The sequence below is a fragment of the Variovorax boronicumulans genome (assembly GCF_009811375.1).
GTDB classification, from domain to species: Bacteria; Pseudomonadota; Gammaproteobacteria; order Burkholderiales; family Burkholderiaceae_C; genus Variovorax; species Variovorax boronicumulans.
The window spans coordinates 331,179-346,398 of record NZ_BKDH01000004.1 but is presented as its reverse complement, the minus strand read 5'-3'; the positions used below and the strand labels follow the sequence as shown (position 1 = coordinate 346,398).

Genomic DNA, 15,220 nt, shown 5'->3' with positions numbered 1-15,220 from the left:
ACCCATGGCTCTCAAATCCACCATCTTCAAGGCCACCCTCGCGGTGGCCGACATCGACCACGGCTACTACGCCGACCATGCGCTGACCCTGGCGCGCCACCCCAGCGAGACCGACGAGCGGATGATGATCCGGCTGGTCGCGCTCGCGCTCAACGCGCACCAGCTGCAGGACATCTGCAACGGCGACGGCACGCTGGCCTTCGGCGCGGGCCTGTCGAACGTCGAGGAGCCCGACGTGTGGCTGCGCGACTTCACGGGCCAGACCAAGATCTGGATCGAGGTCGGCCAGCCGGAAGACAAGCCCATCATCAAGGCCTGCGGCAAGGCGGACGAGGTGATCGTCTACTGCTTCAACCACGCGGCCGAGATCTGGTGGCGCGGCATCGAGAGCAAGCTCACACGCCCGCAGAACCTGAAGGTCTACCGCGTGCCCACCGAGGCCTCGCAGGCGCTCGCCAGGCTGGCGCAGCGCAGCATGCAGCTGCAGGCGACGATCCAGGAAAGCACGCTGACGCTGGGCGACGGCGTCAACAGCATCGACGTCGAACTGCTCAAGTGGAAGTGAAGGGTCCGCGCGGCTAGGCCGCCGGCATCATCTCGCCGCACTGCCAGCACTGCTCGAAACCGCCTTCGACCTGCTCGCCGCACACGCAGCGCCAGCTGCGCTGCGGACGGTGCTGCAGTTCGTGCAGCAGGCGCCGCGCGAGTTCGTACTGCGATTCGTCGTCGATCCAGATCTCGGGCAGGCACTGGTCGGGCGGCAGCTGGCCCATGACCGCGCCGAGGAATTCGCGCTGCACCGTCGCGGCCACGCCCTCCTCGCACAAGGCGTGCGCCCACACGGTCGCGATCGCGAGGTTGGGGGCTTGCGCGAGGCGGCGCATGGTCAGGAGGCCCAGTTTTTCTCGTCGTCGGGGTCGAACTCGGGCTGCGCAGCGGTGGGCTCGGCTTCGCGCGCACGCTCGGCATAGCGGTTGAAGCGCCAGGCCGAGTCTTCCATGGTGATGCGGCGCCAGGTGACGCGCTTTTCGACCGGCGTCATGGCCGGCCAGTACTGCACCTCGTCGAAGCTGCGGCCGCAGCCCTTGCACTCGTCGTCGCCCTGGCTGGTCGAGCAGATCGCGATGCAGGGCGTGTCGGGCGTGCTGTGGTACCAGTCGAGCCAGGCGGCCCAGGCCTTGGCGGGAAAGCCGACCTCGTCGACCTCGTCTTCGTGGTGGAAGACCATGAGCGCGTAGACCTCGGCCAGCGCGCGCAGCTCGGGCGCCAGCGTGATGCCGTCGGGCGAGGGAGACTTCTCGCGCCAGTGGTTGATGGCGGCCTCGATGTCGGTGATGTGGATGGCGGCCATGGAGAGTGAAAAAACAGCGAGCGGCGATCATAGTCCCGCAATGTCCCGCTCCTTTTTAGGGCCATAGTCGCTCCCAAAAATGGAGCATCAAATGCCCGCTGCATGCGCCCCTCCGGACATTTGCCTTCAAATGTAAAGAAAACTTTTGGTTGCCTCGGCGCGGTCTTCAATGCTCTAATCCCGCCCACGAAGGGGAGTAGCTCCCGATCGCTGTCCCCGGGCAGCGTGAATCGTCAGGTCGTCAATACGAAGTACAACACTTCCGGCCTGTCGGGCGACACACGCGCGGACGCAGGTCGGCGCGCTTGCTGTTGTCGAGCGAGACCTTCGATTTGAACCTGCGCAGGTTTGGTCGAAGCGTTCGCAAGTCCCCGGTGTCACCCGGCCTTCGCTCCCCCGCTTTCGACCGCACCCGCGCAGGGTGAATCGAAACGCATCGGCATGCCGCTGCCCGTCGTGGTCCCCATCAGGGAGCTGCGGGCGTGGCGCCAAGACAAAGAGGAATCTATGGAACAGTTCATGGCCCCGGAATTCTGGGTCGCGGTCGGTCAGATCATCATGATCGACATTCTTTTGGGCGGCGACAACGCCGTCGTCATCGCGCTGGCCTGCCGCAAGCTGCCGCCCGCGCAACGCACCCAGGGCATCCTGTGGGGTACCGCCGGCGCCATCGTGCTGCGCGTGATCCTGATCTTCTTCGCGCTCACGCTGCTCGCGATTCCGTTCCTGAAGCTGGTGGGCGCGATCCTGCTGCTGTGGATCGGCGTGAAACTGCTGGCCCCCGACCATGACGACGCGCACGGCAACATCGCCGGCAGCGACCGCCTCTGGGGCGCCGTGAAGACCGTGATCGTGGCAGACCTGGTCATGAGCGTGGACAACGTGATCGCCATCGCCGGTGCCGCACAAGGCGCGGGCGACGGCCACCAGATGCCGCTGGTGATCTTCGGCCTGCTCGTGAGCATCCCGATCATCGTCTGGGGCAGCCAGCTGGTCATCAAGCTGATGGACCGCTTCCCGATGATCATCACGCTGGGCGGCATGCTGCTGGGCTGGATCGCCGGCACGATGGCCGTGTCCGACCCGGCCCTGGCGAACCCCGCCAACTGGACCTGGGTGCCGAAGGTGCCGCAGACCGACACCATCAAGTACGCCGCCGGCATCATCGGTGCGCTGCTGGTGCTGGCGATCGGCAAGTGGGTGGCTTCGCGCAAGCCGGCCCCCGCCACCCCGGCCCACTGAGCGTTCGTTGAACGATAAACGCCCCGCACTGAAACTTCTTGCATCAATCCGGTCTCTGTCACTCTAACTATCAAAGGAGAGCACTCATGGAAAAGATCATTCTTTACGTCGACGACGCCGTCTATGCCAGCGAGCAGTTCGCCGAACTGGCGCCGGATGCCGACAACGTCGTGGCGCGCCATTGGGTGCTCGTGGCCTGCGCGCCGCGCATGACACACCGGATCAGCAAGTGGGTGAGCCACAGCGCGCGCGAGAACTGGCGCGCCAAGTGGTTCAGCAAGGTGCAGGCGCAGATGCTGCCGCTGCTCGAACGCAACGGCGGCCAGGTGACGGCGGTGCTGGCCAAGGGCCCGCTGACCGACCTGACGCAGCAACTCAAGCGCGAGCACGCGGCCACCCACGTGGTCGATGCGCGCCGCCCGAAGATCGGCGTCGACCTGGAACCGGTCACGCCCGACCAGACCCCGCCCAAGCAATCGGGCTGGGCCTTTCCCGGCGCCGTGATGGGCATGGGCGCGCTGCTGGTGCTGGCCAACGAGCTGGCCGAGTAAGCCCGGGGCGGGGCCACACGCCCGGCCCTCCGAACCGACACAAGCCCCGCTGCGGCAACGCAGCGGGGCTTGTTCTTTTGTGCGGGCCCGTGGGGTATCCTGCGGCGCATGCGCATCCTCCTCAAATGGCTGCTCAGCGCCGTGGCGCTGCTCGCGGTCGCCTACCTCTACAGCGGCGTCCAGGTCCAGAGTTTCGGTTCGGCGCTGCTCGCTGCGGCCGTGATCGGCCTGCTCAACATGGTCGTGCGGCCGGTGCTGGTGATCCTGACACTGCCGGTCACCATCGTCACGCTCGGGCTGTTCCTGTTCGTGATCAACGCCCTGCTGTTCTGGGCCGCCTCGGGCCTGCTCGGCGGCTTCCATGTGAACGGCTTCCTCGCCGCGCTGCTGGGCTCGCTGATCTACTCGCTGCTCGGGCTGCTCATCGAGAGCGCGCTGGGCGGGCTGCTGTCCTCCCGGCGCTGAGCGCCGGCCCTCGTCGCTTCACTACTTCAGCGGCGGCTCCTCGGCCTGCTGTTTGACCAGCACGTCGACGGCGCGCGCGCGCGTGTCGATGATCGATGCCTCGTAGTGGTCGATGGGCGCGCCCGACTTGCGGACCAGCTCCTGTGCCGCCTTGAAGCGGTCGCGCGCCGCCGGGTAGTCGAGGATCGCCACGTTGGCCTCGGCATCGGCACGAATGGCGCGCAGCGTGTCGTTCTGCGCCCCGTACAAATTGGCCAGCGTGCGCCAGGCCGTGGCATCGCGCGGATGGACAGCCACCCAGTCGCGCAGCACGGACACCATCGGCGCAGGCTGGCGCTGGGCGATCGCCGCTTCGGCTGCGAGGATCATCTCGGGCCGCTCCTTCGACTTGGCGTCGAGCAGCGCCGCCGCGCGAGAAGCGCCGCCGGCCGCGAGTTCGATCTCGGCCTGCAGCCAGCGCGCCTGCTTGCTCGCGGCCGCATCGTCGGCCGTGCGGGCCACGAGCCGCTCGGCCAGCGCACGCGCCGCCTTGAAGTCGCGCAGCTCCTTGGCCGACATCGCCGCCGCATAGAGCGTGCCCGCCTGCTGCGCCGGTGAACTGCCCGCGAACTCGCCGCTCGACGCCGCGTTGACCCACAACCGCAGCACATCGACGCCCGGGCGCGTCAGCACGCGGGCGCGCGAGGCAACCATGGCGTGGTCCATCACCAGCGGCACCGTCGGCGGCGCGGCGTCGGCGCGGAACTGGAACCGGCCCTGCATGTCCGAGATGCGCTCGGTCGTCAGCGGGTGGCTGCGCAGGTAGGGGTACGAGCCGTTGTCGTTCAGGCGCGAGGCGTACTGCAGCTTCTCGAACATCGCCGCGGCGCCCTGCGGCGCAAAGCCCGCCTGCGTCATCACGCCGAAGCCGATGCGGTCGGCCTCGCGCTCCATGTCGCGCGAGAAGCTCAGCTGGTTCTGCATGAACAACGCCTGGCTACCCATGATCACGGCCTGGCCGGCGTCGGAATTGCGGCTCTTGCTGGCCGCGATCATCCCCAAGATCAGGCCGGCGATCATCAGGGGCATCTGCTTGCCCTGCTTGCTCATGATGCGCGAGATGTGGCGCTGCGTGACGTGCGACAGCTCGTGCCCGAGCACCGTCGCCAGCTCGTCGCGGCTGCCGACCGCGGCCAGCAGCCCCAGGTTCAGCCCGAGGTAGCCGCCCGGCAGCGCGAAGGCGTTGATGTTGCGGTCGCGCCCCAGCAGGATGGTCCAGGCGAAGCGCTCGTCGAGTTCGGGCGTGAGCTCGCCGCGCGCGCGCGCGGCGGCCAGCAGGCGCTGCCAGATGTCCTGCACGTAGGCGGCGATCACCGGGTCGTCGATGTAGTCGGTGTCGCGGTACAGCTCGCGCACGATCTGGTCGCCCAGCCGGCGCTCGGCACTGGCCGTCATCTCGCCGCCGTCACCGAGGCCCGGCAGGATCTGCTGCACCTGCGCCAGCGCGGGGACCGGCAGCAGCACCTGGGAAGCTATCAAAAAAGTAGCGCACACCGCGTGCCGGAGGGGCGTCGGGCGCGTTTTCTTGTGGGAAGAGGGAGTCAAGCGCGGCATTCCTCGTCTGTGGCTCGGGCTCGTATGATGCATCTTCAAAACGAACGTTCACCGATGAGCACCCTCACCCATTTTGACGCCCAGGGCCAGGCCCACATGGTCGACGTGGCGGCCAAGCCCGCCACCCACCGCGTGGCCGTGGCCACCGGCCGCATCGAGATGCAGCCCGCGACGCTGGCGCTGATCGAATCGGGCACCGCCAAGAAGGGCGACGTGCTGGGCATCGCGCGCATCGCCGGCATCCAGGCGGCCAAGAAGACCAGCGACCTGATCCCCCTGTGCCACCCGCTGGCGCTGACCCGCGTGGCCGTGGCCTTCGCGCTCGCCGAGGGCGGCCAGGCGCCGCAGGTGGCCTGCACCGCGACCGTCGAGACCGTCGGCCCGACCGGCGTGGAAATGGAAGCCCTGACCGCCGTGCAGGTCGCGCTGCTCACCATCTACGACATGTGCAAGGCCGTCGACCGGGGGATGCGGATCACCGACGTGCATGTGCTGGAAAAGCACGGCGGGAAGTCGGGCAGCTACGTCGCGACTGCGGGCTGAATTCAAGCGGCTACAGCTCGGGCGCGTCGTCCGGGCGGTTGTCCAGCCAGCGGGCGAACGCGGCCGGAAACGCCACCCGGAAGCGCTCGGCCCATGCATGCGCCTCGGCATCGCGGCCCAGCAACTCGGCGCTTTCGATCAACTTCACGATGACGCGCGGCTCGGGCGAAAAATGCAGCACGCGCCCGGCCAGGTCGTGCATGTGCGCGGCATTCACCGGCGTGACGGCTGTCAGCGTCACCTCGGCAAAATCCACCTGGCGTGAAAACAGCCACGAGCCCTGGAGCTTGGCGAGCGTGTCGTCGCGGTAGGCCGGCATGCGGGCATCGCGCGGCAGGTAGATCTGGCTGATGCGGGTGTAGTCCCAGGCGGCGTAGCCAATGACGACGACCCAGGCCGCGGCGGCTGCGAACGCGGCGAGCTTTCTGCTGTTCGCGTTCGGGCGCTTGGGCGATGCCGGCCACAGGATGCCGAGGCACAGGCCGAACACCAGCTGGAACGGGCCGTACCAGAGCGGGTACTCGAGCAGGCTGTGCACGAGGATGACGCCGAGCAGGCCCCACGCCATCAGCCGCAAGGGGTCGCGCTCGCGCCACGGCTTCGCCGCACCCACCATCCACAGAAAGCCCCCGCAGATCAACAGCGCCGCCGGAATGCCCAGTTCGACGGCAAGGTGCAGCGGCAGGTTGTGGGCGTTGTCGAGGATCACGGGGAACCGCGGGCCGCTGTACAGCGTGGTGAAGTGCGCGAAGCTGAGTTCGCCCCAGCCCCAGCCGGTGAGGGGGCGCTCGCTGATGAGCGAGAGCACGTTACGCCACAGCGTCACGCGGCTGTCACCCCCGAGGGCAGCGGGTTCCAGACGCTGGACCAGGGCGCCAGCTGAAGCAAGGACGTTCGCGCTCCCGCTGGCTGCCAACCGGGGCAGCAACCAGTTCGCGACGAAGTAGAGCGGGAGCATGGACAACAGCGCGAGAGGGTGCGGCAAGCTGAACGGTCCAATCTGGCGCTCCGTACGGCGCTGCCGCCACGCCACAAGGCTTGCCCCGCCAGCAATCAGCACGATTTGCAGCAGACCGGTGCGCGAGCCCGAAGCAGCCGTCGCCACCAGAAGGAGCACGCCGACGCCGCCGACCAGCACTGGCTCGCGCCGCGATTTGCGGGCCGCATAGAGCCACAGCGCGGCCACAAGCCCGAGGCTGATCAGCGTGGCAAATTGGTTGCGCTGGCGCAAGGTCCCCCAGGCTCGGCCCGCCGTCGGGGAGGTGACCCAAGGAAGGAGCGTCTCGGCAAGGTCGAAGTACTGGAGCAGGCCGAGAACGGCGTTGATGACCGCGGCAGCCAGCACGCCCCAGGCCAGCGCCTCCCGGGCGAGGGGCATTCGAACCAGAGCAGCCCCCGTCAAGGCTGACACCCCGATGGCCGCCAGCACGGCGCAGGCCAGCAACCTGGCATCCACGGCGCCTTGGCCCGACAACGCGACGGCGGCGACGCACAAGCCCAGCCAAGCCATCAACCCCCGGGACATCGAGCCGCAAGCCGGAGGCAAGAAAAAGAACAGCGCGGCGCACAGGCCGGAGGCGAACAGTTGCCATGCGCCGGCAGAGGGACCTGAGGCGAACGGGCACAAGAACGGGAATGCCACGAGACACGCACCAAGGATCCGGCTCGCGTGGTCGCGCGAAGGAGATGGGACAGAGGCCGCAACGAAGGTCATTGGAAGCGCCCGTCCTTGGCCGCCAAACGCACCTTGGCTCGCCGCATCACTGACCGCTGGACCCGACAAGCGGCAGGCCGTCGAGGACGGGCGGAATTCTCAATTGCCAACAAATAAAGACAATTCTTCACCAATTGTTTCCAAATCTATTCGCTCGTGCATTCGAGCAAGGCGCCGGAACGGGGCCCTCTTTCCGAAAGGTACGACTTTGCAATCGACATCCTCCCACCTGCGTCGCGCCTCCGGTTTCACGCTCATCGAAGTGATGATCACTGTGGCGATCATCGGGATCCTGGCCGCCATCGCGATCCCCAACTATCGAGAGTACGTGCTTCGCGGGCAGCTCGTGGACGCCCAGAACGCCCTTTCGACACTGCGCGCCAACATGGAGCGGCACTTCCAGGACAACCGGGACTACCGCTCCATCGGCACCACGTTCATTTCGCCGTGCGCCGCGCCGCCCGCGGCAGGCAGTTTCACCATCTCCTGCCCGACACTGACGGCCACGACGTTCATAGCGCAGGCCGCGTCGTCCGCCAATGGTTTCACGTTCACCGTGAACCAGCAGAACACCCGTGCCACGACCGCAGTGGGTTCGGGTTGGACGCAGTGCGCCACCGGCTGGACGACGAAGAAGTCGGGTTGCTGATGAAGACGCCAACCCATCGGCTGCATGGCGCGCGCGGCTTCACGCTGATCGAAATGATGGTGACGGTGGTGCTGCTGAGCATCCTGATGGCGCTGGCGTTTCCGGCAATGAATGGATGGATACGCAACAGCCGCATACGCACCGTCGCCGACGCGTTGCAGAACGGCCTTCGCCTTGCGCAGACCGAAGCCCTTCGACGCAGCCGCCAGACCGTCTTCTCGCTGACGGCCGACACGAACCCCGCGGACGGCCTTACCGCCGCAGTCAATGGCGCCAACTGGTCGGTCAACTTCGTGCCGCTCCTCACGGGTGAGGAAACCGACGCCACGTTCATCGAAGGTGGCGGCCTGACCGGACTGGCCCCGGACGTCCAGATCACCGGCCCCGCGACGCTGTGCTTCAACTCCCTGGGACGCGTCGTCGACAACCCCACGCCGGGCACCGGCGTGGCATGCAGCGCCACGGCTGCGGCCTATGACATCACGATCCCCAATGCCGATCGCCCCCTGCGCGTGCTGGTCGCCATTGGCGGACAGGTGCGCTTGTGCGACCGGGCCAAGACGCTGTCCAACACCCATCCCGACGGATGCCCCGCGTGACGAAATACCATCACTCCACGCCCTCCTGCGCACGCGCTTCGCAGTCCGGTGTCGCGCTGATCGAAGTCCTGGTTTCGATCCTCCTGTTCTCGCTGGGCATCCTGGGCCTGATCGGCCTGCAGACGCGCGCGATCAGCCTGTCGATCGATGCGGAAGACCGCAACCGCGCCGCCCTGATCGCCAACGACATCGCGTCCACCATGTGGATCAAACGCACGGTTGTGATCGACCTCGCGGCCGGAAGCCCTTCGTGGAACGACCGCGCCCGCGACCCGCAAGCCGGTGGCCTGCCTGAGGGCAGTGTCACGATCACCCCGACCGGCGCGGCCAATACCGTCGACATCCTCATCACATGGCGCCCCCCCCAACGCGCTGCCAGCGAACAGGACAGCCGCCTCACCACGCGCGTCGCGCTGCCGCTCACACCATGAATGCCCGCTCCAAGTCCTTTGCCCGCGCCGCGCAGCGCGGCCTGACGCTGATCGAACTGCTGGTGGCTCTGGTCATCGGCCTGGTCGTGGTGCTCGCCGTGACCAGTGTGGTCACGGTCGGCGAGACGCACAAGCGCAGCACTACCTCGACCAACGACATGAACCAGAGTGGCTCCTACGCCACTTACATGATCGATCGCCTGCTGCGAAGCGCTGGCTCCGGCTTCGCGCAGACCGGGACGCGTGGGCTGTTCGGTTGCCGGCTGAGCGCCACGCGCCGCATTGGCGGCACCGCCACCACCATCCTGCCACGAACCGCATCCGCGTTTCCGGCGCCGTTCGACACGCTGCTCGGTGGTTCAGGCGCCGCCGCGGCAGGCAATCTGCGGTTGGCGCCGTTCCTGATTGCCAAGGGCGCGACCGACGGCGCCTCGGACATCCTCGTGATCATGGGCGGCAACGCAGCAGCGGGCGACGTGCCGCGCCGCATTCGCTCCGGCTTCCCGAGCGACAACAACCTGCGGCTGGACAACACCATTGGCCTCGCGAATGGCGACATCGGACTGGTGAGCCAGGAAGGCACGGCCGACTGCCTGATCGAACAGGTGAGCGTGACGGACGCGACGGCATTCGCCGCGGCGGGCAACGAAGTCCTCCCCATGGGCGGGCGCTACTTCACTTCGACCGGCGCCACCACGTCGCTTGCCACGCTCGCAGCCAACGGCACGGCACTCTTCACTCCGCTCGGCAACGTGAACGCCAACAACCTGCAGTTCCAGTTGCTCGGCGTGAACGCCAATCGCACGCTCGTCGCCTACGACCTGCTGCGAGCAGCCGGCACCGGCAGCGACGAGGGCACCGACACCTCGGCCATGCAGGCATTGGCCGATGGCGTCGTGGCCCTGTATGCGGTGTACGGCGTCGACACGGACAGCAACGGCACCGTCGATGCATGGATCGATCCTGCCACCGCGGGCTACGCCATCGGCACCCTCATGCTCGCTCCCGACACCATGCGCCACATCGTGGCGGCGCGCGTCGCGCTGGTCATGCGAGGCAGCCTGTTCGAGAAGACCCCCGTCACCAAGGACAGCCTGACCATCTTTGGCGATCTCGCTGCAGCGAGCCGACGCACCCTGACCATCCCCGAGGCCGACCGGAACTTCCGCTACCGGGTCATCGACACCACCATCCCGCTGCGCAACATGCTGTTGCTGCCCCTGCCATGAAGACATTGTCCAAAATGCACGGCCCGACGCGCGAGCGCGGCGTGGTACTGCTGTTCTGCCTGATCATCCTCGTGGTGCTGCTCGCCGGTGGCGTGGCCGTCATGCGGTCGACGGGCAACTCGCTCTTCGGCGCCGGCAACATCGCCTTCAAGCGCGATCTGGTCAACCAGGGCGAACTTGCCATCGCGAAGGCGATGAAGGAGTTCCAGACCGGCGGCGCGCTCGTCGAGACGACCGTCACCGCCGCCAACCTGCTGACGGCGAACTACAGCGCGATCCAGCTGCGGACCAATGAACAGGGCATCCCGGAAGTGCTGCTGCAGAAAACCACACTGACCGGATCCGATGTGGCGGGCAACACCTTCACGCCGTCCGGCGGCGCCATCACGGGCAACGGCGGCGTCACCGTACGCTACGTGATCGACCGCATGTGCAACACCACCGGCGCCTTCTCGACCATCGGCAAGAGCGGCTGCGTCTATACCCCGTCGAGCACTGAAACGCAGGGCGGCGACCAGAGCCAGCTGAGCACGCCCGGCCCCTCCGTTCCCAGCCCGCCCATCTACCGGATCTCCGTTCGCGTCGACGGTCCGCGCGACACGCAAGTGTTCCTGCAAGCCTCCTTCACCAAGCCCGAATAGGGCACAGGCGAATCATGAAAACAAGAATTCGTTCGTCCGTTCGCGCCGTGCGCCGCGCGGGCATCGCCACCGGCCTCGGCCTGATGCTCGGCAGCGCTTTGGTCGCTTCGGCGGCCAACCTGGGCAACCAGCCCGTGTTCTCGACCTCGGAGGTTCCGGGCAACCTGGCGCTGGCGCTGTCGGTGGAATGGCCTACCGCATCCCGCACCGCCCACGTCGGCGACTACTCCAGCAACACCAACTACCTGGGCTACTTCGACCCGGGCAAGTGCTACCTGTACCAGGTCGATACCACCGCCAATGGCGTCAGCACCGCCGACAAGGGCGACTCCAGCTACTTTTACCCGGCCGGCGCCGCCACCAACCGCACCTGCACGGGCGCCAACGACAACAAGTGGAGCGGCAATTTCCTGAATTGGGCCTCCACCGCCACGATCGATCCCTTCCGATGGGCCATGACGGGTGGGCGGCGGGTGGTCGATACAGCCACCACCACCATCCTCGAGAAAGCCTGGCACGGCAACCGCGGCCTCTTTCCGAACCGCAGCCTCACGGCATCCGCCATCGCGGGCGCGACGCCCTTCAACAGCGCCACCTCACTGAACGTGAGCATCACCAACCGCGGCTTCAAGATGCGCATGTCCACGACGGGCACCGGTAGCCGCACCATGACGGCGCAGTACTTCAACAACATCACCCTGACCAGCCCGGTGATTGCCACCGTCACCACGGACAACGCCGACCACAATTGGGGCAACGGCAGCCCCGTGGCCGGCGTGAATGCCGACAACTTCTCGGCCCGCTTCAACGGGGTCTACACGGCACCCCAAACCGGCGATTACACCTTCCGCACCATCAGCGACGATGGTGTGCGGCTCTGGGTAGACACCACTGGCAACAACATCTTCAACGACAGCACCCGCCGCATCAACAACTGGACCGATCACGGGCCGGCCACCGACGATTCGGCCACCATCTCGCTGACGGCGGGTCAGCAGTTCAGCGTGCAGATCGAATACTACGAAAGGGGCGGCGGTGCGGTGATGCAGTTCCAATGGCGCACGCCCTCGTCGACCGCATTCACGCCGTTCAACGTAGAGGGGCCGGCCGATGGCGACTTCACGATGCGCGTGAAAGTGTGCGACCCCTCGGCCGCGGCAGGCGGGCTCGAAGCCAACTGCAAGGCCTACGGCACCAACTACAAGCCCGAAGGGCTGATCCAGAAGTATGCCGACAAGATGCGCTTCAGCGCCTTCGGCTACCTGAACGACAGCAGCGACCAGCGCGACGGCGGCGTGCTGCGCGCCAGGCAGAAATTCGTCGGACCGACCGCGCCGACGCCCGGCCAGGCACCCGCGACCAACGCCGGCAAGGAATGGAGCGAGACGGACGGCACCTTCATCCGCAATCCCGATGACACCGATGCGGCCGCGACCACGACGGCGACCGGCGTGGCCATCGCGGACAGCGGCGTGATGAACTACCTGAACAAGTTCGGCCAGATCCTTCCGGGCGACTACAAGGGCTACGACCCGGTCAGCGAGCTGTACTACGCGGTCATGCGGTACTACCGAAACCTTGGCAACGTCGCGGCCTGGAGTTCGATGGGCAATGCCGACGCCCCCACGAAAACCAGCTGGGTCGATGGCTTCCCGGTGATCACCAACTGGGGCGACCCGATCCAGTACTCGTGCCAGCGCAACTTCGTACTGGGCATCGGCGACATCTACACCCACGTTGACAAGAACGTGGCCGGCAACACCACTTACCGCACACGCGAGCCCACCATGCCTGACGAGGTGGCGAACGACAACACTGTTAACGCAGTCACGGCCACCAACCGTGTTGGCGCGCTGCAGGGTTTGGGCAATCTCGGCAACTCCAACGACTACAGCGGTCGCAACAACTCCGCCTACATCGCGGGCCTGGCCTTCGACGCCAACACCAAGGACATCCGCCCCGACGTGGCGGGACAAGCCAACACCATCGGCAAGCAGACCGTCAGCACCTACTGGGTGGACGTGCTGGAGCAGCCATTCCAATACAACAACCAGTTCTACCTCGCAGCCAAGTTCGGCGGATTGGACTCAAAAAAACTGCCGGCCGACTTCGACCCCTATACCTTCGCCGGCACCATTCCGCTGGACTGGTGGTCGACCAGCGGCGAGACGCTGACCGACACACGTGCCGCGAACCTGACGCAGCCGCGTCCCGACAACTACTTTGCCGCAGGCCAGCCCGACACGCTGGTCAGAGGCCTGACGCAGGCCTTCGAGCGCATCGTGAACGCCATCCAGGCGTACACCACCTCGTTCTCGCTCTCGGCGCTGCAGGTCGCCGCCACGGGCTCGGCTTCGTATGCCTCGCAATATGACGCCCAGGACTGGACCGGCGTCGTGAGTGCGAGCAGCATCAGCTTTGCCGCTGACGGTACGCCCTCACTCACGGCGGCATGGAACAGCACGAGCAAGCTCGCGACGCAGTTCGCCGGCACGGGCTGGAACACCAACCGGCGCATCGCCACCTGGAACGGCACGACAGGCGTGCCCTTCCGCATCGGAAGCCTCACCACCGGAACGGGCAGCCAAGCGGCCGCGCTCGATACGCTCTACGTCACCGGCGACGACAGCGCCAACTACCTGAACTACCTGCGCGGCGATCGCAGCCAGGAAAAGACCGCAACCGACGGGACCAAGCCGTACCGGCTTCGCAGCAAGCTGCTGGGCGACATCGTCAACTCGAAGGTGAAACCGGTCGGCCCGCCCGCATCGAGCTACTCGGACGCGGTGAACCGGGGCTACGCCGCCTTCAAGACGGCCAAGGCCGCGCGTCCCACGATGGTCTACGCCGCCGCGAACGACGGCATGCTGCATGCGTTCCGCGGCGAACTCACCGGCGCCAACGCCGGCCTCGAACAGTTCGCCTACGTGCCGAGCGCGCTCTTCAATGGGCCCAGCAGCCCCGCAACGCCGGCCGCGGACGGCCTGGCCCAGTTGGGCAACCCGAACTACCTGCACAAGTACTACGTCGATGCAACGCCCGAGGTGGTCGATGTCGACTTCGACCGTGCTGGCGGCACCTTCGCGGCCACCGGCTCGGACTGGCGCTCGCTGCTGGTCGGCGGCCTCGGCAAGGGCGGAAAGAGCTTCTACGCCATCGACGTGACCGATCCGACCACGATGACCGACGAAACCATCGTGGCGGGCAAGGTGCTGTGGGAGTTCACGGATGCGGACATGGGCTTCAGCTACGGCGCCCCACTGATCCTGAAGACCAAGCGCTACGGCTGGGTGGTGGTGCTGACCTCGGGCTATCACAACGACAACAGCAACCACAACGGCTATCTCTATTTCGTGCATCCGGAAACCGGTGCGCTGCTGCAGAAGGTAAGCACCGGCGCGGTGGCCAACGGAATGACCCATGCCACGGCCTTCATCTCCGACCTGACCGACGGCACGGCCGACGCGATCTACGTCGGTGATCTCAACGGTCAGCTCTGGCGCTTCGACGTGACCGCGGCCGCGGGCACGACCACGGCCTATCCAGCGCCGACGAAGATCGCCCTCTTCACCGATGGCGCCACAACCCCGAAAGCCCAGCCCATCACCTCACGCCCCCTGGTTCAGATCCAGCCCACGACCCGCAAGCGCTACGTGATGGTCGGCACCGGCCAGTTGCTCGATTCGAGCGACATCAATTCCAGCGCGGCGCAGAGCTTCTACGCCGTCATCGACGGCACTGCCACGGCCTTCAAGCCGGCCGACGACACCATGCCCGTGACACGCAGCGGCCTCACCGCCGTCACCAATCTTGTGAGCGGCACCGTCGTTCCCACCGATTCGCGCGGCTGGTACCTCGACCTGGGCACGGAAGGAGGCATTGGCCTGCGCATGGTGGCGAGTCCTGTCGCCTTCAACGGCCTCGTGGCGTTCTCGTCGCTGCTCACCAGCGGCGATGCCTGCAGCCCTTCGGGTCAGAGTCAGATCTACGCCATCGACTTCAATACCGGCCGCACGGCGCTGGCCAACGGTGCCGCATTCGTGCAATCCACCACTGCGATCACCGACCTCAAGTTTGTGGGCGTCGACGGCAGCGTGCGCCTGATCTCCGGCAATGTGCGCGGCGATCTGGACAAGATCCCCTTCACGCCGCCGGCCGGCACTACGTTGCGGCTGCTGAACTGGCGGGAAGTGCCGACGGTCAATTGAGGCG

Annotated in this window: 15 protein-coding genes; 11 read left to right on the top strand and 4 right to left on the bottom strand. The window is 66.6% G+C overall.

The genetic code is table 11. The annotated features are described in order from the left end of the window. The first annotated feature begins 4 nt into the window (after positions 1-4). Positions 5-565 carry a YaeQ family protein gene (locus VHAB30_RS26660; RefSeq protein WP_159279170.1) on the top strand — a complete coding sequence of 187 codons (561 nt, stop codon included), beginning with the start codon at positions 5-7 and terminating at the stop codon, positions 563-565. Positions 566-578: 13 nt separating this feature from the next. Here the strand turns inward: VHAB30_RS26660 and VHAB30_RS26655 are convergent, their stop codons facing one another. Both VHAB30_RS26655 and VHAB30_RS26650 read right to left on the bottom strand, forming a co-directional pair. Beyond that, positions 579-884: a putative signal transducing protein gene (locus VHAB30_RS26655; protein ID WP_070063276.1), complete on the bottom strand. Its 306-nt coding sequence runs from the start codon at positions 882-884 to the stop codon at positions 579-581. 2 nt (positions 885-886) lie between these two features. Then, entirely contained in the window at positions 887-1,351 is a 465-nt protein-coding gene (locus tag VHAB30_RS26650; protein WP_159279169.1) for a DUF3717 domain-containing protein, read from the bottom strand. Positions 1,352-1,858: 507 nt separating this feature from the next. On the opposite strand from VHAB30_RS26650, the gene VHAB30_RS26645 reads away from it, so the two are divergent. From VHAB30_RS26645 to VHAB30_RS26635, 3 genes are all read left to right on the top strand, one after another. Continuing rightward, complete coding sequence (locus tag VHAB30_RS26645; RefSeq protein WP_062475282.1) at positions 1,859-2,593, top strand: TerC family protein; 735 nt, start codon at positions 1,859-1,861, stop codon at positions 2,591-2,593. 86 nt (positions 2,594-2,679) lie between these two features. Beyond that, positions 2,680-3,144, top strand: coding sequence for a hypothetical protein (locus VHAB30_RS26640; RefSeq protein ID WP_062475284.1), 465 nt, complete (start codon positions 2,680-2,682; stop codon positions 3,142-3,144). A 108-nt stretch (positions 3,145-3,252) separates the two neighbouring features. After that, entirely contained in the window at positions 3,253-3,609 is a 357-nt protein-coding gene (locus tag VHAB30_RS26635) for a phage holin family protein (protein ID WP_095747298.1), read from the top strand. A 21-nt stretch (positions 3,610-3,630) separates the two neighbouring features. Here VHAB30_RS26635 and VHAB30_RS26630 read toward each other — a convergent pair whose 3' ends face one another. Beyond that, positions 3,631-5,202, bottom strand: coding sequence for a M48 family metalloprotease (locus tag VHAB30_RS26630; RefSeq protein ID WP_159279168.1), 1,572 nt, complete (start codon positions 5,200-5,202; stop codon positions 3,631-3,633). Positions 5,203-5,256: 54 nt separating this feature from the next. On the opposite strand from VHAB30_RS26630, the gene moaC reads away from it, so the two are divergent. After that, positions 5,257-5,745 (top strand): cyclic pyranopterin monophosphate synthase MoaC, encoded by a 489-nt coding sequence (gene moaC, locus VHAB30_RS26625; RefSeq protein ID WP_062475294.1) that lies wholly within the window; start codon positions 5,257-5,259, stop codon positions 5,743-5,745. A 10-nt stretch (positions 5,746-5,755) separates the two neighbouring features. Here the strand turns inward: moaC and VHAB30_RS26620 are convergent, their stop codons facing one another. Beyond that, complete coding sequence (locus VHAB30_RS26620) at positions 5,756-7,387, bottom strand: PglL family O-oligosaccharyltransferase (protein ID WP_235926927.1); 1,632 nt, start codon at positions 7,385-7,387, stop codon at positions 5,756-5,758. Positions 7,388-7,667: 280 nt separating this feature from the next. Here VHAB30_RS26620 and VHAB30_RS26615 point away from each other — a divergent pair, with 280 nt between their 5' ends. The 6 genes from VHAB30_RS26615 to VHAB30_RS26590 are packed head-to-tail and all read left to right on the top strand — an operon-like array spanning position 7,668 to position 15,216. Then, positions 7,668-8,108 carry a type IV pilin protein gene (locus tag VHAB30_RS26615; RefSeq protein ID WP_286670852.1) on the top strand — a complete coding sequence of 147 codons (441 nt, stop codon included), beginning with the start codon at positions 7,668-7,670 and terminating at the stop codon, positions 8,106-8,108. Then, on the top strand, positions 8,108-8,707 hold the full coding sequence (locus tag VHAB30_RS26610) for a GspH/FimT family pseudopilin (RefSeq protein ID WP_159279166.1): 600 nt from the start codon (positions 8,108-8,110) through the stop codon (positions 8,705-8,707). Before VHAB30_RS26615 ends, VHAB30_RS26610 begins: the two co-directional genes overlap by 1 nt. After that, positions 8,704-9,138, top strand: coding sequence for a type IV pilus modification protein PilV (pilV, locus tag VHAB30_RS26605; RefSeq protein WP_235926926.1), 435 nt, complete (start codon positions 8,704-8,706; stop codon positions 9,136-9,138). Before VHAB30_RS26610 ends, pilV begins: the two co-directional genes overlap by 4 nt. Then, positions 9,135-10,367 (top strand): PilW family protein, encoded by a 1,233-nt coding sequence (locus tag VHAB30_RS26600; protein WP_159279262.1) that lies wholly within the window; start codon positions 9,135-9,137, stop codon positions 10,365-10,367. Before pilV ends, VHAB30_RS26600 begins: the two co-directional genes overlap by 4 nt. Next, entirely contained in the window at positions 10,364-11,008 is a 645-nt protein-coding gene (locus tag VHAB30_RS26595) for a pilus assembly PilX family protein (RefSeq protein WP_159279164.1), read from the top strand. Before VHAB30_RS26600 ends, VHAB30_RS26595 begins: the two co-directional genes overlap by 4 nt. 14 nt (positions 11,009-11,022) lie before the next feature. Continuing rightward, on the top strand, positions 11,023-15,216 hold the full coding sequence (locus VHAB30_RS26590; protein WP_159279163.1) for a PilC/PilY family type IV pilus protein: 4,194 nt from the start codon (positions 11,023-11,025) through the stop codon (positions 15,214-15,216). Positions 15,217-15,220 lie beyond the last annotated feature (4 nt).